We start from the raw sequence: 21,683 nt of genomic DNA, 5'->3' as shown, positions 1-21,683 counted from the left end.
TGAGAATGATCTCGCCAGGTCACGGGCGTCGGAGAAGAGGTTTAGACCAGTCGGTTACATTTCCGTACCGTCCGGTCACGTACCGCGCGGTCCGGCGCAGGCGCCGCGGACCGGGGTCAGGCGGGAGGAAGGGCGTTCCCGCGCAGGTCCGCTCGTACAGCCTGGGCGAGCTTCTTGGTCGCGATGCGGTTGAGCGCGCCGCCCGCGACGGCTCCCGTGAAGAAGGGGCCGAATGTGCTGAAATGCCGCCCGAGCGTCCTCATCAGGCGGTTGCGCAACGCGGTCTTCGCCGCGGCCCCGACCGCGATGGAGGCCGAGCCGGGGGCGAGCGGGTTCACCCCGCGTTCCCTGGCCCAAGCCACCGCGAACACGGTGGCGCGCTGGGTGGTCGTGCCGGGGACCGGCACGCCGTAGATCTCGTGTAGCTCGGCGATGAGCTTGACCTCGATCGCCGCGACGACGAGCGTCTCCGCGACCAGCTGGGCGGGAGCGGAAAGCAGCAGCGGAGGAGCGACGAACTGGGCCGCGGCCAGGGCTCCGCCCACCGCGCCCACTGCCATCGTGCCCTTCGCCGCCGTACGGACCAGATCATCGGCCAGCTGCTCGCCGGTGAGCCCGAAATGGTGCTCCCGAAGCGTCGCGGCGTCCCTGATCGGGAGACGCGGCGCGATGTTCATGAAGACATCGGCGAGCCAGCGGCCACGCCCCGGAACCGAGTCCTTCGTCTTCTTCGCGGACCGGACGAGCGCTCGACTGAGGCGGCCGAGCAGCCGGCGCCGCTCGGCCTCGTTCGTTTCCTCAGGGGCCACGAGCCGGCCGACCAGCTCGGCGACCTCGTCCTGCGATCGATCCGCTTTCGAAGTCAACGGACTCCTCCCCGCGTCTCCTAGGCGGCGCACTCGCGGCAGATCTGCTGGCCGTTCTTCTCGGAGGCCAGCTGGCTGCGGTGGTGCACCAGGAAGCAACGCGAGCAGGTGAACTCGTCGGCCTGGCGCGGGATCACTCGGAGCGACAGCTCCTCGTTCGACAGGTCCGCTCCCGGCAGCTCAAGCGACTCGGCGAGGTCCGTCTCGTCGATGTCTATGCTGCCCGACGACTTGTCGCTCCGCCGCGCCTGAAGCTCCTGGAGGCTGTCCTCGTTCAGGTCATCGTCGGTCTTGCGCGGGCTGTCGTAGTCGGTAGCCATGTGCGTACTCCATCCCCCTCATCTATCTGTCGCGCGGGTCGCGCGTCTTTAACGCTTGGAAGGCCGTTCTTGTGCCCGTTTCTCCCGGGAGATTTTGCAATCGGTACCCCGGTTCGCGGATCACCGAACCTTCCGACACGCGAGGGGATGCCGCGCAAGGCTCCAGTTAGCCAAATATGGCGAAAACTAGAGCATTGCGGGTATGCCCCATCGCGTTCGACGGCACATCCAACCACATGTGCGGGGCGGCCGCTCTATCAGCGCGCCGACAGTGTCGTCCCGGCCAGAGCACCGGCTCCCTGGAGACGCACCGTCACCACGAGGCCGCCTCCGTCCCTGGGGACGGCGGTGACCGTGCCGCCGTGCGCGCGGACGATCGCCCGCACGATGGACAGTCCGAGCCCCGCGCCCTTGGCGGAGTCCACCCGGTCGGCGTTCAGTCTGCGGAACGGCTCGAAGATGGCATCCACCTCATACGCGGGGACGTGCTGTCCCGTGTTGGCGACCTGAACAACGGCGGCCCCGTCCACCATTCCCGTCCGTACCCAGACTTTTCCGGAGGGGCCGGAATTGTGCTTGATCCCGTTCTCAACGAGGTTGGAGACGCACCGTTCGAGCAGGACGGGATCCCCTGTGGCGGGGGCGTGCTGGAGATCGTGCTCGACGGTGACATCGTGCTCGGCGGCGAACGAGGCGAGCTGCTCGACGGCGGTCGTGGCGACCTCCTGGACGTCCACCGGCTTGCGCACGGACAGCTCGCGCTCGCTGCGGGCGAGCAGCAGGAGCCCCTCGATGAGACGTTCGTTACGTGCGTTGGTGCCGAGCAGCGTACGGCCGAGCACCTGGAGATCCGCGGACGCGTGCGGGTCGGACAGCGCGACCTCCAGGACCGTCCGGTTGATCGCGAGCGGCGTGCGCAGCTCGTGGGAGGCGTTGTCGACGAACCGCCGCTGCGCGTCGAAGGCCGTGTTGAGCCGGGTGAGCATCTCGTCGAAGGTGTCCGCCATCTCCTTGAGCTCGTCGTCCGGGCCCTGCAGGTCGATCCGCTCGTGGGCGAGGGAGGTGCCGGACAGCTTCCTGGCCGTGGCGGTCATCTTCTTCACCGGTCGCAGCGCCCGGTCCGCGACGAAGTAGCCGATAACGAGGGCGAGGATCCCCACGCCCAGCAGCGCCAGCAACGACCGTCTCAGCAGCTCGCCCCGCGTCGCAGCGATCACCGCCGCCTGTTGCTGCGCGTACCAGTCTCTATATGCGTCGTAGTACTCCAGCGGCAGGCTGTTCGGAACAATGATCTTGGTCGGCCACCCGGCGGCGATGGCCTGCCCCACCAGCACGTACACGACCAGGAGGAGCAACGCGCCCGCGAAGAAGACCAGGCCGCCGTACGTGAGGGTCAGCCGCCAGCGGATGCTCATCCGGCCGGGCAGCGCGCGGATCTGGTCGAGCAGTCCGGGCTCCACCGGGTTGGCCTCCACCGGCGGCGGACCGTCCCAGACCGGCGGACCGCTCGGCGGCGGCGGGACCTGGGTGCGGTAGGGCCCGGTCCCCATCGCCGACGTCATCCGGCCCAGGCGCGTACGAGGCTGTGAACCCCCTTGGGGTCCTCGTCCGCCCTGGCCCCCCTGGGTCGGGTCGGGTGTGGCGGCGGTGCCGTCCGAGCCCGAGGAGGACCCCCGGGCGGCGTCCGCGTCGTCCTTCGCAGGCTCGTACGGCTCGGTCACAGTCGGTATCCAACTCCCGGCACGGTCTCGATGATCTGGGGCTCACCGAGCTTCTTGCGCAGCGTCATCATGGTCACGCGGACCACGTTGGTGAACGGGTCGATGTGCTCGTCCCATGCCTTGTCGAGGAGATCCTCCTGGCTGACGACCGCGCCCTCGGCGCGCATCAGCTCCTCCAGGACGGCGAACTCCTTCTTGGTGAGGGAGACCTCATTGCCATCCCTGGTCACCAGGCGCTTGCCCGGGTCCAATCGTATGCCCGCGCGTTCGAGCACCGGCGGCAGCGCCGGGGCCGAGCGGCGGCCGAGCGCGCGCACCCGCGCCACCAGCTCCATGAACGCGAACGGCTTGGCCAGGTAGTCGTCGGCGCCCAGCTCCAGGCCCTCGATCTTGTCGTCGACCTCGCCAGAGGCGGTCAGCATGATGATCCTGGAGGCCGACCGCTGGGCGACCAGGCGGCGCGCGACCTCGTCGCCGTGGACCTTGGGCAGGTCACGGTCGAGCACGATCACGTCATAGTCGATGTAACCGGTCTTCTCCAGGGCGGCCGCGCCGTCGTAGGCGACGTCCACGGCCATCGCCTCACGACGGAGTCCGGTGGCGATCGCGTCCGCCATGACGCGTTCGTCCTCCACCACAAGCACGCGCATGCAAGTCCTCCTCGAAAGGTCTCAGGCCCTCATTGTGACCTGGTTGGACGTAAGTCGACGGTAAGCGGATCTTCAGCTCTACGTGACGTAGAGCACAAGTATTGGGTGGTTTGAGAGCTCCCCCGGCGTGGGTAAGGCAGGTCTACACCCCTCTGCCGTGTGCCGGGGAAGGGCCATGCTCTCCCCAGGATCCGGCACCGGGGCCGACCGGCACCTTTTCGCCCCCTGAGAAAGAAGGTGAGTATGGGCGAGTTCACGACCACGATCGAAACCCGGCTCAACCAGGCCTACAAGGGTCTCCAGGAAGCCACGGCGAACGGGGACGACTTCCTCGCCGACACCCTCACCGCCGAGATCGAGGACCTGCGCCGCCTGGCCGTCGATCACGGCATCGCCATCGAGCGATAACCCCCCTCGACGACGCGGGGACCCGCCTTCCGGCGGGTCCCCGCGTCGTCTTTTCATCGTGTTTTCATCGCCGTCCTGCCGTCACTCCCGACCGGCGGGGGTGTCGCGTTCGGGGTCGAGCGGCGCGAGTAGGCCGTCCAGCTCCTCGAACAGGCCGGGGGCGGCGCACACCAGCATGTCCGTGCCGTGCGGCTTGCCGCGCAGGCCACCGATGCGGGCGCCCGCCTCGGTGGCGATCAGCCCCGCGGCGGCGTGGTCCCAGTAGTGGGTGCCGCGCTCGTAGTAGGCGTCCACCCGGCCGGCGGCGACCGAGCAGAGATCGACGGCGCAGGACCCGCCTCTGCGGATGTCGCGGACGCAGGGCAGCACGTGCGCCAGCACCTCGGCCTGCACCGCACGGCGGGCGGCGGCGTACCCGAACCCGGTCGCGACCAGTGCCCGCCCCAGCTCGACCCCGGTGTTGCACCGCAGCCGCTCGCCGCCCAGCCAGGCGCCGCCGCCCTTGGCCGCGGAGTAGAGCTCGCCTCGCTGCGGGACGCTCACCGCCCCCGCGACGATCTCGCCGTCCACCTCGACGGCGACGCTGACCGCCCAGTCGGGCAGGCCGTACAGGAAGTTCACCGTGCCGTCGATGGGATCGACGACCCAGCGGGCGCCGCCCGTGCCGGGAGTGTCGCCGCCCTCCTCGCCCAGCACCGCGTCGTACGGCCTGGCCGCGGCGATGCGGGCCCGGATCAGTTCCTCGGCGGCGCGGTCGAGCGCGGTGACGACGTCGGTGGGGCTGGTCTTGGTCTCGACCACCTCCGGCCGGGCCGGCCGTTTGGCGACGAGCATCCGGCCCGCCTCCTCGGCGATGATCACCGCAAGTGCCAGCAACTCCGCCTGGTCGGGTGCGCCCCGTTCCTCGGCCATCCTGACCCGCCCCCTCCTCGGTCCGATCACGTCAAGTCCTGAAATTTCGTGACTAAGGGCCACTTGAGGCATCCTCCCAGATCGGCCTGCGGGGCAGGTGCGGCTGGGAGGCAGGCGCGCACGGAGACCGGATGGCGTACCGGGAATCGGCGCCCGGTCTCAGCGGGGTAGCCGGACAAGAACCGCCCCGCCGGTCCGCGTGGACCGGCGGGGCGTGCGACGCGGGGGCGGTGGCCCGGTCACTCCAGCGAGGCGGGGCGCGCCCACTCCTCTCCGAGGACGTGCTGGGCGAGGAAGGCCAGCACGGTCTGGTACCAGACCACGGCGTTCCCCGGCTTGAGCACCCAGTGGTTCTCGTCCGGGAAGTAGAGGAACTTGGACTCGACGCCGGAGCGCTGCAGGTCCCACCAGAGCCGCAGCCCCTCCCCGATGGGGACCCGGTAGTCCTTGTCGCCGTGGATCACGAGCATCGGCGTCCTGATCTCGCCGAGCGAGTTGTGCGGGGAGAGCCGCGTGTACCGCTCGTGGCCGTGCGAGCCGAACTCACGCTCCCAGTACATCGAGGCGTCGGTCGTGCCCGCGAACTGGTCCAGGTTCCACAGGGAGGCGTGGGTGACGATCGCCTGGAACCGGTCGGTGTGCCCGGCGACCCAGTTGGCCATGTAGCCGCCGAACGACCCGCCCATCGCCGCGATCCGCTGCTCGTCGATCTCGGGCAGCTTGAGGCACTCGTCGGTGATCGCCATCAGGTCGGCGTGGGTGACCGGGCCCCAGTTCGCCCAGCCGCGGTCGATCATCGCCTGGCCGTACCCGGTGGACAGGCACGGGTCGGGCAGCAGCACCGCGTACCCCTGCTCGGCCATGATCCACGGGTTCCAGCGCCAGGACCAGTCGTTCCAGCTCGAAACGGGGCCGCCGTGGATCCACAGCAGGAACGGAGCGGGGTTCTCCGCGCTCGCTCCCGTGGGCAGGACCAGCCAGCCGCGGACCTCGGTGCCGTCCTCGGCGACGGCGCTGATCTCGGTCAGCGTGCCGGGCAGCTCCAGTTCGGGGGCCGGGGACGGCAGCCGGGTCACGCCGCCGTCGGGGGCGACCCGCACCGGCACGGCCGGGGAGTCCACGGCGCTCCGCAGCGCGTAGACCGATCCGTCGGCCGCCGGGCAGAGCTGAATGTAGGCGCCGTTGTCCGGGGTGACGCGGACGGCCGTGCCGTCCCCGTCCAGGGACACCCGGAAGATCGGGCGGCGGCCCTGGTGGTCGGCGACGAAGAAGATCGCGTCCGAGGAGGGCGCCCAGGCGATGTCGTACGGGAACAGCTCGCCGCCGAGCGCCCGCCCCTCGCCGGTCTCCAGGTCGATGACCCACAGCTCGGACGCGGTCGACAGCTCCTCGGTCGAGTGCCGCTCCCGAGTGCAGGCGACGTACCGGCCGTCGGGCGAGACGGCGACCGGCCCGTCGAAGTCGTGGGTGTCGGAGGCGGCGAGCACCCTGCGGCCCGCCCCCTCCGCTCCGGCATCGGCGTCCAGATCGATGGCGACGAGCTCGGAGCGCTTCATGCCGCCGGCGAGCGGGACGAACCAGCTGGTGACGACGGTGTTGCCGTCGGGCGTCACCGCGAACGACGCCCATTCGAGCGCCTTGCCCGGCTCGGGCGTCAGGTCGCGCGCGTCCAGCCGGTCCGGCGCGGCTCCCGCGCGCGCCGCGAAGAGCCGGGTCTGGCCGGGGCCGAGGTCGTGGTCCCAGTAGCGGACGGGGTAGCCCTCGTGCAGGATCGCGCTGACCCCGGCCTCCTTGCGGGCCTTGCGGCGCTCGCCCTCGGTGGCGGCGTCACCCGGAAGGACGTCGGCGCTGTACACGATCGTGCCGCCGGCCGCGTGGACGCCGGTGACGCCACCCGGACGCTCGGCGATCCGCCGCGGCTCGCCGCGCTCGGGCAGCAGCCACAGCGCCGGGACTTCCTCCCCCTCGTCCTTGACCGTCTCGTCGGGGCGCCGCGAGACGAAGAGCACCTCGCCGTCGGGGGTGAAATCGGCGCCGGCCTCGCCCTTGGCTGACCGAGTCAGCCGATGGGGGCGGCCCTCGGGGTCCAGGGGGATCTCCCAAAGGGCGGTGCCGTACGACTTCTTATCCGGATTGAGGGACTGAACCACGGACACCAGCCGGGTCCCGTCCGGGGAGAGCCGCAGCGACAGCACGCGCGGCAGGGCGACATATTCACTCATATCCCGGAAATGACTCACCGATCGAACCTACCCCGATCATCTGCGGTGACCAAGGCAATTGACCGCCCATCGGCGGCGGAGACGGTCCGCGAGACCGGCCGGAGACGCGGCCACATAGTCTGTGAGACCCGGGCCGGCGGACGACCGGTACGGCGAAGCTGATCGGGCGGGGAGCGATGGGCGATCTGACACCTGAGGGCGGGCGGGCCCCGCGCTACGACGCGCTGCTCGTTGTGTCCTTCGGCGGGCCGGAGAAGCCTGAGGACGTGATGCCCTTCCTGGAGCACGTCGTACGCGGGCGCGGGGTGCCGCGCGAGCGACTGCTGGAGGTGGAGGCGCACTACCAGCGCTTCGGCGGGGTCAGTCCGATCAACCAGCAGTGCCGGGACCTGATCGCGGCGCTGGACGTGGACGTCCCGGTCTACTGGGGCAACCGCAACTGGCACCCCTTCCTGGAGGACACCGTTCGCCAGATGGCCGCCGACGGCGTGCGCCGGGCGGCCGCCTTCGTCACGTCCGCGCACCGCTCGTATTCGAGCTGCCGGCAGTACATCGAGGACATCGAGCGGGCCACGGCGGCGGTGCCGGGGGCGCCGGAGATCGTGAAGCTGCGCCACTTCTTCGACCACCCGGGCTTCGTCGCCGCGATGACGGACCACACGCGCGCGGCCCTGGAACGGCTCCCCGAGGGGCTGCGGGACCGGGCGCGGCTGGTGTTCACCGCGCACAGCATCCCGACCTCGATGGCGGAGACCGCCGGACCGGCCGGGGGCTCCTACGAGGCGGGCCTGCGCCGTACGGCCTCGCTCGTGGCGGCCGAGGTCGCCGCGGACCGGCCCTGGGACCTCGCGTGGCAGAGCCGCAGCGGCCCGCCGCAGATCCCGTGGCTGGAGCCCGACGTCTGCGACCACCTGAAGGAGCTGCACGCGGCGGGCACGGAGGCGGTCGTCCTGGTGCCGATCGGCTTCGTCTCCGACCACATGGAGGTCGTCTACGACCTCGACGTCGAGGCCACGGCCCTCGCGGAGCGGCTCGGCCTGCCGCTCGCCCGGGCGGCCACCGCGGGGACGCACCCCCGATTCGTCCGGATGATCTCCGAGCTGATGGCCGAGCCCGAGCCGGCCCCGTGCCCGGCGACCTGCTGCCCGGCCCCCGCACGGCGCCCCCGCTGACCGGCCCCGGTCAGCTGTAGGCCCGCGCGTACGCCTCCGCGAGGCCGAGGACCCTGTTCACGTAGTCCCAGGAGTGGTTGTAGAACCAGACGGCCTTCCTGAGCTTCTCCCCGCCCTTGGCGGCCCCGTTGGCGCAGAGGTACTTGGCCGCCGACGGGACGGCGTCGTAGGCGCTCCAGATGTCGGCCTTGCCGTCACCGTCGCCGTCCACGCCGTACGTCTTCCAGGTGGCGGGCATGAACTGCATCGGGCCGAGCGCGCCCGCCGAGGAGGGGCCGTTGTTGCGCCCGTGCCCGCTCTCCACCTGCCCGATCGCGGCGAGCACAGACCAGGAAAGCCCGGGGCACACCCCGGCCGAGCGCCGGTAGAGCTCCAGGTAGCTCGCCGGCCGTCCCACGAGGCCCTGCCCGGTGCCTCCGCCGCCCGTGGTCGTCCCACCTCCGGTCTTCCCGCCGGTCTTCGCGGTCTTCGCGGTCTTCTCCCTCGTCGTCTTCTCCCGCTTTCCGGGCTGTACGGCGAGGATGTGCGCCTTCGCTCCGAGCACGCGCTTCACCCGGCGGGCGTCCGGCGACGCTCCGTGGATCAGGACGACCACGCCCGGGGAGAACCCGAAGCTCCGCCCCAGGTCCGCGCTGATCAGCCCGTCCACGGCGGGCAGCCCGAGCGCGGCGGAGGCGGCGAGGCGCAGCCGGGGGCCGCCGTCGACCTGATACTGCGCGCCGAGGTTCATGCCGAGCCGCCGCACCGTCTCCGCGTCGGCCACCAGCTCGCCCCGGCTCAGCGCGCTCCACACCTCGGGGTGCTCCGCCACCGGCTGCGGCGTCCAGGAACGGAAGGTCGCCGGATCGACGGCGAGCAGCTGCAGCGGGTTGCCCGCGATGTGGACGGTCCCCCCGTCCACGGCGGCGGCCTTGCGCACGCCCTTGAGCCCGGCGACCCTGCGCACGGTCTCGTCCGACACGGACGACGTGGTGATCGCCATGAGCTGGGGCGGGGCGGCCCGGATCTCCGCCTCCGCCAGCACCGGGGAGCCGGTGGGAAGCGCGGGGCCGGGGCCGGGGGTCGACGGGGTCGATCTCGTGGTCTCCGCGAGGCTGTGCCTGGCGCCGTCCTCGCGGCCGCCCTCCTCGCCCTTGGCGTACAGCACGGCGGCGCCGACCGCCACCAGGGCCGTCAGCCCCACCAGAAGCACACGTAGTGCGGCGAACCAGGGAACACGGCGCACCCGGCTCAGGCTAGTCGCTTCGGGACGTAGATCGAAAAATCACTTGCCAACCGGCCAGCCGGTAGGACATGGTCTGGCAGGATAAGTGCACGTCCGCGTGTCGCGAGCGGGGGAGCCCGCGGCCGCACCAGTCGCATCGAGGTGCCCGGACGCACGGAGTGCGAGGGGAAATCGACATGGTGGGGCCGTACCGCGGGCTCTTCGGCACGCCTGGAGTCAAGGGCTTCGTCATCGCGGGATTCGTCGGCCGGATCCCGATGTCCATGCTGGGCATCGGCATCATCCTGCTGGTGTCGGAGCTGACCGGCTCCTACGCCACGGCGGGCGCGGTCTCGGCGGTCGAGTCGGTGGCCTTCGCACTCGCCGCGCCGCTGTCGGGCCGGCTCGTGGACCGGTACGGCCAGGCCAAGGTGCTCGTCCCGCTCGTCTTCCTGCACGGCGCCGCGCTCGTCGCGCTCATTCTGTGCGCGCACGCCAAGGCGCCCATCTGGACCCTCTACGTGACCGCCTTCGTCGTCGGCGCGGCCGCCACCTCGCTCGGGTCGATGGTCCGGGCCCGGTGGTCGCACGTGCTCGACGACCCCGCGAAGCTGCACACCGCGTTCTCGTTCGAGAGCGTGGCCGACGAGGCGATCTTCGTGGCCGGCCCGGCTTTCGTCACCGCGCTGGCCACCGGCGTCAACGTCTACGTCGGGCTCGTCGTCGCCATCCTGCTCGCCGTCGGCGGCACCCTCGCGTTCGCCGCGCTCCGCGGCACCGAGCCGCCGGCCGTACGGCACCGCGCGCACACGGGCTCGCCGATCGCGATCCCGGGGGTCGCGCTGCTCGTGATGGTGTTCCTCGCCGTCGGCTCGGTCTTCGGCTCGATCGACATCGTCACCGTCGCGTTCGCCGAGGAGCACGGCGCAAAGGCCGCGGCGGGCCTGCTGCTCGCCTCGGTCGCGAGCGGCAGCATGGTCTCCGGCCTCTGGTACGGCTCGCGCCACTGGAAGATCGACCTGCGCCGGCGGCTGGTGCGCGGGCTCGGGGTGTTCGTCGTGGGGCTGACCCCGCTCATCCTGATGGGCAACGTCCCGACGATGGCGGTCGCCCTGTTCTTCGCCGGGCTGGCGATCTCGCCCACACTGATCACCGGATTCTCCCTGGTCGAGCGGATGGTCCCGGCGGCACAGCTCACCGAGGGCATGTCGTGGCTGTCCACGTCGCTCGGGTTCGGCGTGGCGATCGGCGCGTGGGCCGGCGGGCGGCTCACCGACAGCTACGGCGCGTCCAACGCGTACGGCTTCCCGCTCATCTGCGCGCTGCTGGCCGTCGCGGTGGGCCTCGCCGGGTCGGCCTGGCTGCGCACACCCGAGGTCGCCGGGAACGACGCCGCCTGACGGGGGGACCGGCAGGTTCCCGGCCCCGGGCTCTGGATTCGGCGCCGGTTTCATGAGTATCGTTCATGTTTTCTCCCGAAAACGTGGGCTTGGATGGTCATGAACGAGTTCCGCAACTGGGCCGGCAACCAGTCCGTCACCCCCGCCGAGATCAGGACGCCCGCGTCCGCGGCCGAGGTGGCCGAAGCCGTACAGGACGCCGCGCGCAGCGGCCGCAGGGTCCGTATGACGGGCACCGGGCACTCCTTCACCGGCATCGCCCTGGTCGACGGCATCATGCTGCGGCCCCACGCGCTCACCGGCGTGCTCGCGACCGGTGACGACTGGGCCAAGGTCGCCGCGGGCACCCCCCTGCACGTCGTCAACGACGAGCTGCACAAACGCGGCCTCGCGCTCGGCAACATGGGCGACATCACCGCGCAGACCATCGCGGGCGCGATTCAGACCGGCACCCACGGGACCGGACGGGACATCGGCGGCCTCGCCGACCAGGTCATCGAACTGGAGATCGTGCTCGCCGACGGGACGATCACCACCGTCAGCGAGGGCCCGCTGTTCGACGCGGCCCGCGTGGGCCTCGGCGCGCTCGGCATCCTCACCGCCGTCACGTTCCGGGTGGAGCCGTCGTTCCTGCTGCGCAGCCGCCGCGAGCCGCTGCCGTTCAGCGGCATCCTGGAGACGCTGGACGAACTGACCGCCGAGAACGAGCACCTCGACTTCTTCTGGCTGCCGCACACCGACACCTGCCTGGCCAAGCGCAACAACCGCTCCCCCGGTCCGGCCCGGCCCACCGGCCCGTTCAAGCACTGGCTGGACAACGTCTTCCTGGAGAACACGATCTTCGGCGCGGCCTGCGCGGTCGGCGCGAAGATGCCCGGCGCGATCCCGCGCATCAACGGGGTCTCCGCGAGCCTGCTCAGCGCGTCCGAGTCCGTCGACACGTCGTACAAGATCTTCAACTCGGTGCGGGAGGTGCGCTTCCTGGAGATGGAGTACGCGATCCCGCGGGAGAACCTGACCCAGGCCCTGCGTGAGACCCGCGACCTCATCGAGCGGATGGACTGGAAGATCACCTTCCCCGTCGAGGTCAGGGTGACCCCGCCGTCGGACGCCTGGCTGTCCACCGCGTACGGCAGGCCCAGCGCGTATATCGCCTGCCACGTCTACCGTCCGACGCCGAACCCCGAATATTTCGAGGGCGTCGAGGAGGTCCTGACCAGGTTCGGCGGCCGTCCCCACTGGGGCAAGCTTCACACCAGGGACGCCGCCTACCTCGCCACGGTCTATCCGAAGTTCGCCGACTTCGTGGCGCTGCGCGACGAGCTCGACCCCCAGCGGGTGTTCACGAACGACTACCTGGACGTCGTCCTGGGCTGACACCATGGCGTCTCGATGACGTCTGAGACTCCGTCGGCGGCCCCGCTCCGTGCTCGCGCGGGCCCGGCGCGACTCGCCGGAATCCCCGGAGGGGCAAGAACCGCTTGCTGAACCCCGCCACGCTGTAGAAAGGTGAATGCGACAAATGTGACCGGCGTCATGTCGCCTGCCACGCCCCTGGGGAAGGCGATGTTCGGACATGCCGGGTACGGTGCTGGAAGGCAACCGGCTCACGCGAGAAACTCAAGGGTCCGGGGGAAGATTGAGCACGACGACGAAGGGACTCGCATGCAGGAGCTCCGTCTCGTCGCGGTAAGTGAGGACGGCACGTACCTCGTTCTGGCCACGGCCGGACGCGGTACGCGGTTCACGCTTCCCGTCGACGACCGGCTCCGCGCTGCCGTCCGCGGCAACTTCTCCCGTCTCGGCCAGTACGAGATCGAAGTGGAGAGTCCGTTGCGTCCCAAGGAGATCCAGGCTCGCATCCGCGCCGGAGAGTCGGCGGAGGAGATTGCGGCGACCGCCGGCATCCCGGTCGAACGTGTCCGCTGGTTTGAGGGGCCCGTGCTCCAGGAGCGCGAGTACATGGCCCAGCAGGCGCAGCGGGTCGCCGTGCGCCTTCCCGGCGAGACCACACCCGGCCCCACCCTCGGCGAGCTGGTCGCGGAGCGGCTGACCCGGCGCGGCGTGCCCGCCGACGAGATCGACTGGGACTCGTGCAAGCGTGACGACAACCTCTGGCGGGTGAAGCTCGGCTTCGTCTGGAACGGTCACACCCGGCACGCGGAGTGGCTGTTCGACCCGCGCCGCCGCCACATCACGCCCAACGACGACGAGGCGATGCGCCTGTCCGCCGCCGAGTACGTCGAGCCCGTCCCCGTCGAGGACACGACGGTGCGGCCGTTCCTGCCTCGCCTGGCGTCCAAGCTCGCGCCCGTCCCTCCGCTGCCCGAGGGCCCGCTCTCCGTCCGCGCCGGCCGCGCGGAGCCCGACTTCCCGTCCGTCCGGCCCGAGCCCGCCCGCCGGGACGATCCGGTCCGCGACGAGCCCGCGGCCCGTCCGGCCGCCGAGACGGCGTACCGGCCCGAGGCCCCGACAGCCCCGGGCCGTCCCGCCTTCCGTCCCGAGCCGAGCCGGGAGACGGCGTTCCACCTGCGCGAACCCGCCCAGGAGGCGGCCCTGCCGGAGACCGAGACGCGGCCCCCGGTCCGGGTGACCGAGCCCGCGCCCGTCCACGGCGGCGCACCACCGCCGAGCGCCCCTACCCCGCACCTGCCTGACGTCGGGGAGGCCGCGTACTCGACGCGTCCCGGCGACCCGGTGCGCGAGCCCGTGGCCGAGGAGACGCCACGCGCCGAGGAACGGCTTTCCCTGGTGCCGGAGAGCGCACCGCACGCGCCCTCCGGTGGCGTTGAGGCGTCCGCCGAGGCCGAGGCGGGCACCGACACGGCCGTCGCGGCCGACAGCCCGGTAGGCGCCGCGGGCGCGCCGGGCACATCGGTGCGGAACGCCACCGCGCCAGCGGCCGACGAGGTCCCGGCGGCTCCCGCACCACCCGGCCGGCAGGACGAGGCCACCCCGTCCGTGGCCGCCGCCGCGGAGGCGATCGAGGCCACGACGGCGTCGGACTCCCCGGCTCCGGAAGGCACGACTTCGGAAGATACGGCTTCGGAAGGCACGGCCGTGGAGGCCGCGGCTTCAGAGGACGTGGCAGACGCGTCGGTCGAGGCGACCGCGCCCGTGAGCGACAGGGCGCCTTCAGATGCGCCGACCGTGTCCGAGCCGGCCGCCGCGACGGACGCCGGGGGCGCTCCGGAGAGCGAAGCGACGGCGCCCGCAGCCCAGCAGCCCACGCCCACGCCCACGCCCACGGTCGCGCCCGCTGAGCGGGCCGAGAGCCCCGGTGACGCCGCCACGACCGAGCGGGTCGAGACCCCTGCTGACGCACCTGCCGCCGCGCCCGCGCCGGCGGAGGGCGAGCCCGGCACGGCCAAGGAGGCCGTCGCCGTGCCCGCCGCGAGGCTCAGTGAGGAGCGGGCCGCACCACCTGCCGCGCCCGCCGCCGCTTCAGGCGCGAGCCCGGGCAAGCAGGGCGCGGCGAAGGAGCCGAAGCCCGAGCCGCCGGCCCCGCCCACTCCCAAGCCCGCTCCGGCCCGGCCCCGCAAGTCGCGCGGGCGGCGTGCCTCCGTCCCGACGTGGGACGAGATCATGTTCGGCGCCCGCAAGCAGGAATGATCCGCTCCTGACGAGGCGCCCGCGCCCGTCTCCCCCCGCGTCTCGCGAACGACCGGCTTCCGGCCGCTCTACCGGCACGTCACCCCATGTGACTCCGGCTGACCGGATCTCCCCCCGGTCGACCGTTCCACTGCGTGAACGCCCTCCTCCACGCTCCACTGACCTCCCGTCGTCGCCCGGCGATCGGGGGCATGGTGCGCGACCACGCCCCCCTGTTCATCGCCGTTCGTGGCCGATGGCGGGCCGGACGGCGGCCGGATCACCGCTACGACTGGTACATCCGGGGCGTCTTCTCCGTACGCATGCGCTGCTCGTACATCCGCTGCGACTTCTCCTTGTGCATCCGCTGCATCCGCTGCTCGTACATCCGTTGCTCGTGCATCCGCTGCATGCGCTGCTCGTACATCCGCTGCGACTTCTCCTTGTGCATGCGGTGCATCCGCTCCTCGTGCATGCGGTGCATCTTCTCCTTCTTCTCCTTCTTCATCCGCTTGCAGCTGTGGAAGCCCTTGTCGTAGCCGTCGGAGTAGCCGCGCTCGTAGTCGTCCTCTTCGGCCATGCTGTGCATGGCCTTCTTCATCTCCTTGCCGGACTTGCAGTCGGCGCGGCCGTCCTTGTACCCGTCGTGGAAGCCCTTCTTGTAGTCGTCCCGGCTGAACGCCGAGTGGTGCGACATGCTCAGGGTCGCCTCGGTGGGGGCGGCCGAGGCGTGGGAGACCCCGGTCGGACTGAGCGCGAGGGTTGTGAGGAGGGCCGAGCCAAGCAGCATCACACGTCCGGTGCGTCGCATGGCCGTCTCCTTTCTCCATGGAGCCACCCGGCGACCGTCCGGCCGGAGGGTGGGCGCGACTACGGTCACCTCGCATCGTGACCGGGGCCGCGCCACGGCGCCGCGACACCGGCGTGACGCGAGCGTGACCGTTCCCCCTCCGGCGCCACCTGCCGCACGGCCCGATCCGGCGGCTCGCGGCGTCACGGCCGCAGGCCGGCGACCAGCTCGCGCAGCCGCGGTGAGGGCGGGATCCGCAGCTCGGCCTGCAGAAGGCCGGCGCAGCGCTCGTAGTCACGCAGCGCCTCGGCCTGGTTCCCCTCGGCCAGGTGCGCGCGGATCAGCGCGGCGTGGGCGCTCTCCCGCAACGGCTCGGCCCGTACGGCGAGGCACGCGGCGGAGACCGCGTCGGCGAACCTCCCGGCGGCGATGAAGTCGTCCACGAGCGCCTCCAGGGCGTGGACGCGCAGCCGATGCCACTCCTCCGCCTCGAAAATCACCCAGTCGTCGTACCAGCCGGGCAGCAGGTCGGCCGAGAGCGTCTCGACGGCGTCGGCGCTCAGATCCCGCTCGGCGGTCGGGGTGGTCCGGTCGAGGATGCGCCGGGCCAGGGCCCGCGCCTCGTCGACGTCCACGCGGGTGGCGGGGCTCAGCCGTACGTCGGTCGCGCCGATGTCGAGGAGGCGGCGGCCGACGCCGTCGAGGCGGGCGAGGGCCGACCGCAGGCTCGCGTGCGCCCTCCGCTCCGAGGCGTCCGGCCACAGCCTGCCCGCCATGAGCGCGCGGGGCACGGACTGGCCGCAGAGGGCGATGAACGAGAGGAGCCGCTCGGCGCCGCCGGAGACGACCACCTGATCGCCTCCCGCGAGCAGCCGGAATCCGCCGAGAAGAGTGATCCGCAAAGCACCCCAGTCGTTGCTCTCCATGATCCTCCCGCCTCGCGTGGGAAACAGATGGAAAAAGGATCTCGACCGGCGGCTCCGCCGCGCTTCCTCCTCTAAGTACCCGATATGTGGTAAATCGCTGTGATTCTTCACCGAATGAGTGGATAACGAGCTGCCAATCGGTCATCAGCCGAGGTCACGACCCGCCTCAGTCCGCTTCTCAGCACGGCGTCAGCGATATGTCAGTGCCCGGCCGAAGGGATCAGCGAAATGTCAGTGGCGTCCTTCAGAGTGGAGCCGATACCGACGAGAAGAGAGATCATGACATACGCGATTCAGGCCGAGGGACTGGCCAAGCGCTATGGCGAGACGCGTGCCCTGGACGGGGTGGATCTCGAGGTGCCGCGCGGCCGGCTGCTCGGAGTCCTCGGGCCCAACGGCGCGGGAAAGACCACCGCTGTGCGCGTCCTCGCCACCCTGCTGCGGCCCGACGGGGGCCGCGCCCGGGTCGGCGGTTACGACGTCGTCAGACAGGCCCACCAGGTGCGGTCGCTGATCGGCCTGACCGGGCAGTACGCCGCCGTCGACGAGACGCTGACCGGCGTGGAGAACCTCGTGATGATCGGCCGGCTACTCGACATGCCGCGGGCCGAGGCCCGTCGGCGCGCCAACGAGCTGCTCGCCCGGTTCGACCTGACCGATGCGGGCGGCCGTGCCGCCAAGACCTACTCCGGGGGGATGCGGCGCAGGCTGGACCTCGCCGCGAGCCTCGTCGGGCGCCCCCAGTTGCTGTTCCTGGACGAGCCGACCACCGGCCTCGACCCGCGCAGCCGGGCGGACCTGTGGGCGGTCGTGCGCGGCCTGCGGGACGACGGGGTGACGGTGCTGCTCACCACGCAATACCTGGAGGAGGCCGACCAGCTCGCCGACGACATCGTGGTGTTCGACCACGGCAAGGTCATCGCGAGCGGCACCTCCGACGAGCTCAAGGCCACCACCGGCGCCCAGGTGCTCGAGGTGCGGCCGCTGCGGCCGTCCCACCTGGACGTGGTCGCGAGCGTGGTGGGCGACGTGCTTGGCGCCCCGCCCGAGGTCGCGGGCGGTCTGGTCTCCGGCAGCGTCCGGGATCCCGCGCTTGTGCCCTCCATCGTGCGCCGCCTGGACGATCTGGGCGTGGTCGCGGCCGAGCTGTCGCTGCGCAAGTCCAGCCTCGACGAGGTCTTCCTCGCCCTGACCGGCCACCGCGCCGAAGAATCCGAAAACGCCGGCGACCGGCCCGGCGACGGCCCCGGCAGCGGGGCCGGCGCCCACGACGACACGCGGAACGGCACCGCGAGGAAGAAGGAGGTCGCGCTATGACGGCCATCAGCCCGGCGGCTCCTGGGGTCACCGTCTCGGCGCGGCCCGGGGTCGCAGCGACCATGCGCCACACGGCCACCCTGGCGTGGCGCAGCCTCGTGCAGATCAAGCACAACCCGATGGAGCTCCTGGACCTGAGCGTCCAGCCGATCATGTTCCTGCTGCTGTTCACATACGTGTTCGGCGGGGCGATCGCCGGCTCCACGGGCGACTACCTGCAGTTCTCCCTGCCGGGCCTGATCGCGCAGAACATGCTGTTCGCCAGCCTGACGACGGCGATCGGGCTCAACACCGACATCACCAAGGGCGTGTTCGACCGGCTGCGGAGCCTGCCGATCGCCCGGTCGGCGCCGCTCACCGGACGCATCGTCGCCGACACGCTGAAGCAGGCGTGGGCGTTCGCCCTGTTCCTCGGCGTCGGCATGGTGCTCGGGTTCCGCGTCCACACCGGCGTGTTCGGCGTCCTCGGCGCGCTGGCGCTGCTGCTCGCGTTCGCGCTGGCCATGTCCTGGCCGGCGGTGCTCATCGGGCTGACCGCGGAGAACCAGGAGAAGGTGCAGATCGTGGCCTTCTCCCTGATTATGCCGATCACCTTCACCAGCAACGCGTTCGTGCCGACCGCCACCATGCCGAGCTGGCTGCAGAGGTGGGCGGAGATCAACCCGGTCAGCCACCTGGCCGACGCGGTGCGCGGGCTCCTCAGCGGCGGCCCGATCGCCTCCAGCGCGATCGTGTCCCTGCTGTGGGCGGCCGGGCTCACGGTGGTGTTCGCCCCGCTGTCGATCCGCGCGTTCCGCAACCGTACGTGACCCGGCCGCGCGGGCTCTCAGCCGGCGGAGACAGCGGCGACCATGTCGTCCAGCGGCGTCGCCCGGCCGCGCTCGTAGGCCCGCGAGAACTCCTCGGGCCCGAGCGCGGCCCGCGCGGCGGCGGTGATGCGGCTGTGGTCGAAGGCGACCACCTCGTCCACGCCACGCATCGCCGCGGCGGACCCGAGCAGGCGGGCGGCCAGCTCCGGGTCGCCGTCGAGGAGCGCCAGCCCCGCCCTGCCGATCAGCACACGTCCGATGACCGGACCGTCTTCTGCGGTGATGGCCGCCTCCATGGCCGCGGCGTGCATCCGGCGCGAGCGGGCCGCGTCGCCCTCCTGCTCCGCGAGCAGGCCGAGGGACGCGTGCACCAGCGCGCGGAACTGCGGCGGCTGGACCACCGGTCCGTCGATCTGCCACACCGCCTCGGCGTAGTGCCTCCGGGCGAGGTCGAGATCGCCGTCCTCCCGGGCGAACTCCCCTCTGACGAGCCCCAGGCCCGCCAGGCTGACCACGTCGTCCCCCGCGGCGCAGATGCGCTCCGCCTCGTCGAGCACCATGTGCGCCCCCGCGCGATCTCCGGTCGCGTTGAGGGCCGTCGCCAGCTGGCTCCGCATGTACGGGGTGTCGTTGGAGGCGCCGATCTCGTCGACGAGCGCGATGGCCTCGCGCATGATCGGGATCGCTCCGGCGTTGTCCCCGCGGATGGCCTTGACCTCGGCCAGCGCGGACAACGAGTTGGCGACGCCCCAGCGGTCACCCGTCAGATGGAAGCCCGCAAGCGCGGCCGCCACGTCGGCCTCCCCCTGGGGGACCCGGCCGCTGTTGAAGTGCAGATGCCCCCGGAACAGGTGCGCGACGGCGACCAGCCACGGGTCCGGCGCGGCCAACAGCTCGGCGAGGTGGGCGTCCACGGTGTCGGTGTGGCGGAGGAAGAGGCTCAGCACCGGCCGCGCCAGCGCGACGATCGGGTGCAGGGGGCTGGGCGCGAGCAGTTCGACCAGCGAGCCGACGCCTTCGAGAGCCTCCCGCGCGCGCTCCCAGTCGGCGGAGCCGCCCAGCGCGGTCACGCCGTAGACCGCGAGCAGCAGCGCCTGCTTGGCCGGCTCGACGTCCTCGGGGACGATCCGGAGCACTTCGGCGGTCCGCGCCTCGCCCTCCGCCCGGCGGCCGGCCAGCCACCAGTACCAGCCAAGCGCGCCGACCAGCCGGATCGCCAGGTCGGCCTCGCCCTCGTCGACCGCCCAGCGCAGCGCGGCCGACAAGTTGTCCTGTTCGGCCGTCAGCCGGGCCAGCCACCCGACCTGGTCCGGCCCGCGCAGCCGCGAGTCGGCCGTCTCGGCCAGCTCGGTGAAGAACTCCGCGTGCGCCAGCCGCACCCGCCGCTCCTCGCCCGACTCTGCGAGCCGCTCGGCGGCGTACGCTCTGATCGTCTCCAGCATGTGATAGCCGCCGTCGTCGTAGACGACGAGGGACTTGTCCACCAGGCGCCCGAGCAGGTCGACGGTCCAGCCCGACCCGCCCGGCCCCGCGCAGACGCGCTCGGCGCTCTCCAGGGTCGCCCCGCCCGCGAAGACCGACAGCCGCGCGGCGAGCCGCCGCTCGTCCTCGTCCAGCGGCTCCCAGCTCCACTCGACCACGCCACGCAGCGTCTGGTGCCTCGGCAGCGCCGTACGGCTCCCGCTGGTGAGGAGGCGGAACCGGTCGTCGAGGCGGTCGGCGATCTGCCCGGCGGAGAGGGCGCGCAGCCGGGCCGCGGCCAGCTCGATCGCGAGGGGCATCCCGTCCAGCTCCCGGCAGATGCGCTCGACCGCCGGGCGCTCCCCGTCCACCGCGTATCCCGGTCTGGCGGCCGTGGCGCGGTCGGTGAACAGCCGTACCGCGGGGTCGAGGTCGAGCGGGCGCACCGGCCACAGCATCTCGCCGGTGATGCCGAGCGGCTCCCCGCTGGTGGCGAGGACGCGGATGTCCGGGCAGGCGGCCAGCAGCCGGTCCACCAGCATCGCGGCGGGCTCGATCAGGTGCTCGCAGTTGTCCAGGACGATCAGTGCCCGGCGGCCCGCGAGGAGGACGGCCAGCCGCTCGGTGGGGTCGGCCTCGCCGTGCGGCCCGGCGCCCGGCCGCCTGGTCATCAGGCTCGCGTCCCTCAGGCCGAGCGAGGTGAGCATCGTCTGCGCGATCTCGTCGGGGTCGCGCAGCGACGCCAGCTCGACCAGCCAGGCGCCGTCCGGCACTTCGGAGGAGAGCTGCTCGGCGGTCTCGACGGCGAGGCGTGTCTTGCCCGCCCCTCCGGGACCGAGGAGGGTCACCAGCCGGTGCGCGTCCAGGAGGCCGCCCACACGCTCGACGTCCGTCTCGCGTCCGACGAAGCTCGTCAGCCTGGCCCGCAGGTTGCCCTTGGCCGCGGCCGGCGCGGAGCGGGGACGCGCGTCGGCGACCGGCGGGATGACGGGCGACTCCGGGATGACGGCCGGCTCCAGAGCGTTCGGCGACTCCGGCTCGGCCGGGGACTCTGGGACAGCGGCCGGCGGCTCTGGGACGGCGGTGACGCGCGCCTGGAGAGCGACCGGCGGCTCCTCCCCCGCGACGGCCCGGGCGGATCCGTTGTGCGGGAGGGGCTCGCAGCGGAGCACGGCGAGGTGCAGTTCGGCGAGCCGGGGCGAGGGATCGGCTCCGAGCAGGTCGGCGAAGGCGGCCCGGGCGTCCTCGTAGGCGGCGAGCGCCTCGACCTGACGTCCGGAGGCGTAGAGGGCCCGCATGAACTGGCCGCGCAGCCGTTCGCGCAGCGGGTGCGCGGTGATGAAGGCGCGCAGCTCCGGCAGCACCTCGCCGTGCCGTCCGAGGGCGAGGTCGGCGTCGATCCGGTCCTCGGTCGCGGCGATCCGCAGGTCGTCGAGCCGCGCGGCCTCCGGCGCTCCGTCGGGCAGGTCGGGAAGCGCGGGGCCGCGCCAGAGCGCGAGCGCGTCCCGCAGGGTGCGTGCGGCGCTGGGGGCGTCACCGGCGGCCAGCGCCCGGCCGCCCTCCCCGCACAGCCGGGTGAACACGTGGACGTCGACCAGCTCGGGTGAGACGGCCAGCCGATATCCGGACGGGTGGGCGGCCACCAGCTCGCGGTCGATCGCGGCGCGGAGCCGGGAGACCAGGGCCTGGAGCGCGTTGCCGACACCGCTCGGGGGGCTGTTCTCCCACACCCTCGCGACGAGCGCGTCGACCGGAACGGCCCGGCCGGCGTCGAGCAGCAGCGCCGTCAGCAGGGCCCGCAGTCGCTGCCCGCCGATCTCGATCAGCCGGCCGTCCTGCCGGACCTCAAGAGGGCCGAGGGCGGAGAATCTTAGGCCTGTGTCCCGTTCCGTCCCCACCATGCCTCGATTATCC

16 protein-coding genes and 1 pseudogene are annotated in these 21,683 nt (G+C 72.0%); 7 read left to right on the top strand and 10 right to left on the bottom strand.

The genetic code is table 11. From position 1 onward, the window contains the following. Positions 1-116: 116 nt before the first annotated feature. The 4 genes from ACQP1V_RS12215 to ACQP1V_RS12200 all read right to left on the bottom strand — a co-directional run bounded on the left by ACQP1V_RS12215 (position 117) and on the right by ACQP1V_RS12200 (position 3,557). A complete protein-coding gene (locus tag ACQP1V_RS12215; RefSeq protein ID WP_433422110.1) occupies positions 117-866 on the bottom strand; it encodes a hypothetical protein in 750 nt (249 codons plus the stop codon). 20 nt (positions 867-886) lie between these two features. Further along, a complete protein-coding gene (locus ACQP1V_RS12210) occupies positions 887-1,186 on the bottom strand; it encodes a DUF4193 domain-containing protein (RefSeq protein ID WP_066939395.1) in 300 nt (99 codons plus the stop codon). Positions 1,187-1,443: 257 nt separating this feature from the next. Next, on the bottom strand, positions 1,444-2,736 hold the full coding sequence (locus ACQP1V_RS12205) for a sensor histidine kinase (RefSeq protein ID WP_433422107.1): 1,293 nt from the start codon (positions 2,734-2,736) through the stop codon (positions 1,444-1,446). A 167-nt stretch (positions 2,737-2,903) separates the two neighbouring features. Beyond that, a complete protein-coding gene (locus ACQP1V_RS12200; RefSeq protein ID WP_067131139.1) occupies positions 2,904-3,557 on the bottom strand; it encodes a response regulator transcription factor in 654 nt (217 codons plus the stop codon). Between the two features lie 243 nt (positions 3,558-3,800). Between ACQP1V_RS12200 and ACQP1V_RS12195 the strand changes: the two genes are divergently transcribed. Further along, on the top strand, positions 3,801-3,965 hold the full coding sequence (locus ACQP1V_RS12195; RefSeq protein ID WP_169806548.1) for a hypothetical protein: 165 nt from the start codon (positions 3,801-3,803) through the stop codon (positions 3,963-3,965). Positions 3,966-4,046: 81 nt separating this feature from the next. Here the strand turns inward: ACQP1V_RS12195 and ACQP1V_RS12190 are convergent, their stop codons facing one another. Both ACQP1V_RS12190 and ACQP1V_RS12185 read right to left on the bottom strand, forming a co-directional pair. Continuing rightward, positions 4,047-4,877: an inositol monophosphatase family protein gene (locus ACQP1V_RS12190; protein WP_433422105.1), complete on the bottom strand. Its 831-nt coding sequence runs from the start codon at positions 4,875-4,877 to the stop codon at positions 4,047-4,049. Positions 4,878-5,116: 239 nt separating this feature from the next. After that, positions 5,117-7,099, bottom strand: a complete 1,983-nt coding sequence (locus ACQP1V_RS12185; protein ID WP_433422102.1) for a prolyl oligopeptidase family serine peptidase — start codon at positions 7,097-7,099, stop codon at positions 5,117-5,119. 176 nt (positions 7,100-7,275) lie between these two features. On the opposite strand from ACQP1V_RS12185, the gene ACQP1V_RS12180 reads away from it, so the two are divergent. Then, positions 7,276-8,271 (top strand): ferrochelatase, encoded by a 996-nt coding sequence (locus ACQP1V_RS12180; RefSeq protein WP_433422099.1) that lies wholly within the window; start codon positions 7,276-7,278, stop codon positions 8,269-8,271. A gap of 10 nt (positions 8,272-8,281) precedes the next feature. Here ACQP1V_RS12180 and ACQP1V_RS12175 read toward each other — a convergent pair whose 3' ends face one another. Next, positions 8,282-9,496 (bottom strand): lytic murein transglycosylase, encoded by a 1,215-nt coding sequence (locus ACQP1V_RS12175; protein WP_433422096.1) that lies wholly within the window; start codon positions 9,494-9,496, stop codon positions 8,282-8,284. A 176-nt stretch (positions 9,497-9,672) separates the two neighbouring features. Here ACQP1V_RS12175 and ACQP1V_RS12170 point away from each other — a divergent pair, with 176 nt between their 5' ends. From ACQP1V_RS12170 to sepH, 3 genes and pseudogenes are all read left to right on the top strand, one after another. After that, positions 9,673-10,875 carry an MFS transporter gene (locus ACQP1V_RS12170; protein ID WP_433422093.1) on the top strand — a complete coding sequence of 401 codons (1,203 nt, stop codon included), beginning with the start codon at positions 9,673-9,675 and terminating at the stop codon, positions 10,873-10,875. A 99-nt stretch (positions 10,876-10,974) separates the two neighbouring features. After that, entirely contained in the window at positions 10,975-12,252 is a 1,278-nt protein-coding gene (locus ACQP1V_RS12165; RefSeq protein ID WP_433422091.1) for a D-arabinono-1,4-lactone oxidase, read from the top strand. Between the two features lie 288 nt (positions 12,253-12,540). Continuing rightward, a pseudogene (sepH, locus tag ACQP1V_RS12160) lies at positions 12,541-13,557 on the top strand (septation protein SepH); the annotation flags it as partial. 1,195 nt (positions 13,558-14,752) lie between these two features. On the opposite strand, the gene ACQP1V_RS12155 reads toward sepH, so the two are convergent. Both ACQP1V_RS12155 and ACQP1V_RS12150 read right to left on the bottom strand, forming a co-directional pair. After that, on the bottom strand, positions 14,753-15,277 hold the full coding sequence (locus ACQP1V_RS12155; RefSeq protein ID WP_433422088.1) for a hypothetical protein: 525 nt from the start codon (positions 15,275-15,277) through the stop codon (positions 14,753-14,755). 182 nt (positions 15,278-15,459) lie between these two features. Next, on the bottom strand, positions 15,460-16,182 hold the full coding sequence (locus tag ACQP1V_RS12150; RefSeq protein ID WP_433422086.1) for an AfsR/SARP family transcriptional regulator: 723 nt from the start codon (positions 16,180-16,182) through the stop codon (positions 15,460-15,462). 279 nt (positions 16,183-16,461) lie between these two features. On the opposite strand from ACQP1V_RS12150, the gene ACQP1V_RS12145 reads away from it, so the two are divergent. Together ACQP1V_RS12145 and ACQP1V_RS12140 are read left to right on the top strand one after the other, a co-directional pair. Further along, complete coding sequence (locus tag ACQP1V_RS12145) at positions 16,462-17,499, top strand: ATP-binding cassette domain-containing protein (protein ID WP_433422083.1); 1,038 nt, start codon at positions 16,462-16,464, stop codon at positions 17,497-17,499. Then, positions 17,496-18,308 carry an ABC transporter permease gene (locus tag ACQP1V_RS12140; protein WP_433422080.1) on the top strand — a complete coding sequence of 271 codons (813 nt, stop codon included), beginning with the start codon at positions 17,496-17,498 and terminating at the stop codon, positions 18,306-18,308. Before ACQP1V_RS12145 ends, ACQP1V_RS12140 begins: the two co-directional genes overlap by 4 nt. A 17-nt stretch (positions 18,309-18,325) precedes the next feature. Here the strand turns inward: ACQP1V_RS12140 and ACQP1V_RS12135 are convergent, their stop codons facing one another. Further along, positions 18,326-21,670: an AfsR/SARP family transcriptional regulator gene (locus tag ACQP1V_RS12135; protein ID WP_433422077.1), complete on the bottom strand. Its 3,345-nt coding sequence runs from the start codon at positions 21,668-21,670 to the stop codon at positions 18,326-18,328. Between the last annotated feature and the right edge of the window lie 13 nt (positions 21,671-21,683).

Origin of the sequence: Microtetraspora malaysiensis (genome assembly GCF_050947145.1) — a bacterium.
GTDB lineage: Bacteria > Actinomycetota > Actinomycetes > Streptosporangiales > Streptosporangiaceae > Microtetraspora_A > Microtetraspora_A malaysiensis.
The sequence above is the reverse complement of the archived record's forward strand: the minus strand, read 5'-3'. Positions and strand labels throughout refer to the sequence as shown.

What these genes read in the sequence shown, in the direction of transcription:
- ACQP1V_RS12210 (WP_066939395.1), bottom strand. Translation starts at nt 1,186, where the DNA reads ATGGCTACCGACTACGACAGCCCGCGCAAGACCGACGATGACCTGAAC.
- ACQP1V_RS12205 (WP_433422107.1), bottom strand. Translation starts at nt 2,736, where the DNA reads ATGGGGACCGGGCCCTACCGCACCCAGGTCCCGCCGCCGCCGAGCGGT.
- ACQP1V_RS12200 (WP_067131139.1), bottom strand. Translation starts at nt 3,557, where the DNA reads ATGCGCGTGCTTGTGGTGGAGGACGAACGCGTCATGGCGGACGCGATC.
- ACQP1V_RS12195 (WP_169806548.1), top strand. Translation starts at nt 3,801, where the DNA reads ATGGGCGAGTTCACGACCACGATCGAAACCCGGCTCAACCAGGCCTAC.
- ACQP1V_RS12190 (WP_433422105.1), bottom strand. Translation starts at nt 4,877, where the DNA reads ATGGCCGAGGAACGGGGCGCACCCGACCAGGCGGAGTTGCTGGCACTT.
- ACQP1V_RS12185 (WP_433422102.1), bottom strand. Translation starts at nt 7,099, where the DNA reads ATGAGTGAATATGTCGCCCTGCCGCGCGTGCTGTCGCTGCGGCTCTCC.
- ACQP1V_RS12180 (WP_433422099.1), top strand. Translation starts at nt 7,276, where the DNA reads ATGGGCGATCTGACACCTGAGGGCGGGCGGGCCCCGCGCTACGACGCG.
- ACQP1V_RS12170 (WP_433422093.1), top strand. Translation starts at nt 9,673, where the DNA reads ATGGTGGGGCCGTACCGCGGGCTCTTCGGCACGCCTGGAGTCAAGGGC.
- ACQP1V_RS12165 (WP_433422091.1), top strand. Translation starts at nt 10,975, where the DNA reads ATGAACGAGTTCCGCAACTGGGCCGGCAACCAGTCCGTCACCCCCGCC.
- ACQP1V_RS12155 (WP_433422088.1), bottom strand. Translation starts at nt 15,277, where the DNA reads ATGCGACGCACCGGACGTGTGATGCTGCTTGGCTCGGCCCTCCTCACA.
- ACQP1V_RS12150 (WP_433422086.1), bottom strand. Translation starts at nt 16,182, where the DNA reads ATGGAGAGCAACGACTGGGGTGCTTTGCGGATCACTCTTCTCGGCGGA.
- ACQP1V_RS12145 (WP_433422083.1), top strand. Translation starts at nt 16,462, where the DNA reads ATGACATACGCGATTCAGGCCGAGGGACTGGCCAAGCGCTATGGCGAG.
- ACQP1V_RS12140 (WP_433422080.1), top strand. Translation starts at nt 17,496, where the DNA reads ATGACGGCCATCAGCCCGGCGGCTCCTGGGGTCACCGTCTCGGCGCGG.
- ACQP1V_RS12135 (WP_433422077.1), bottom strand. Translation starts at nt 21,670, where the DNA reads ATGGTGGGGACGGAACGGGACACAGGCCTAAGATTCTCCGCCCTCGGC.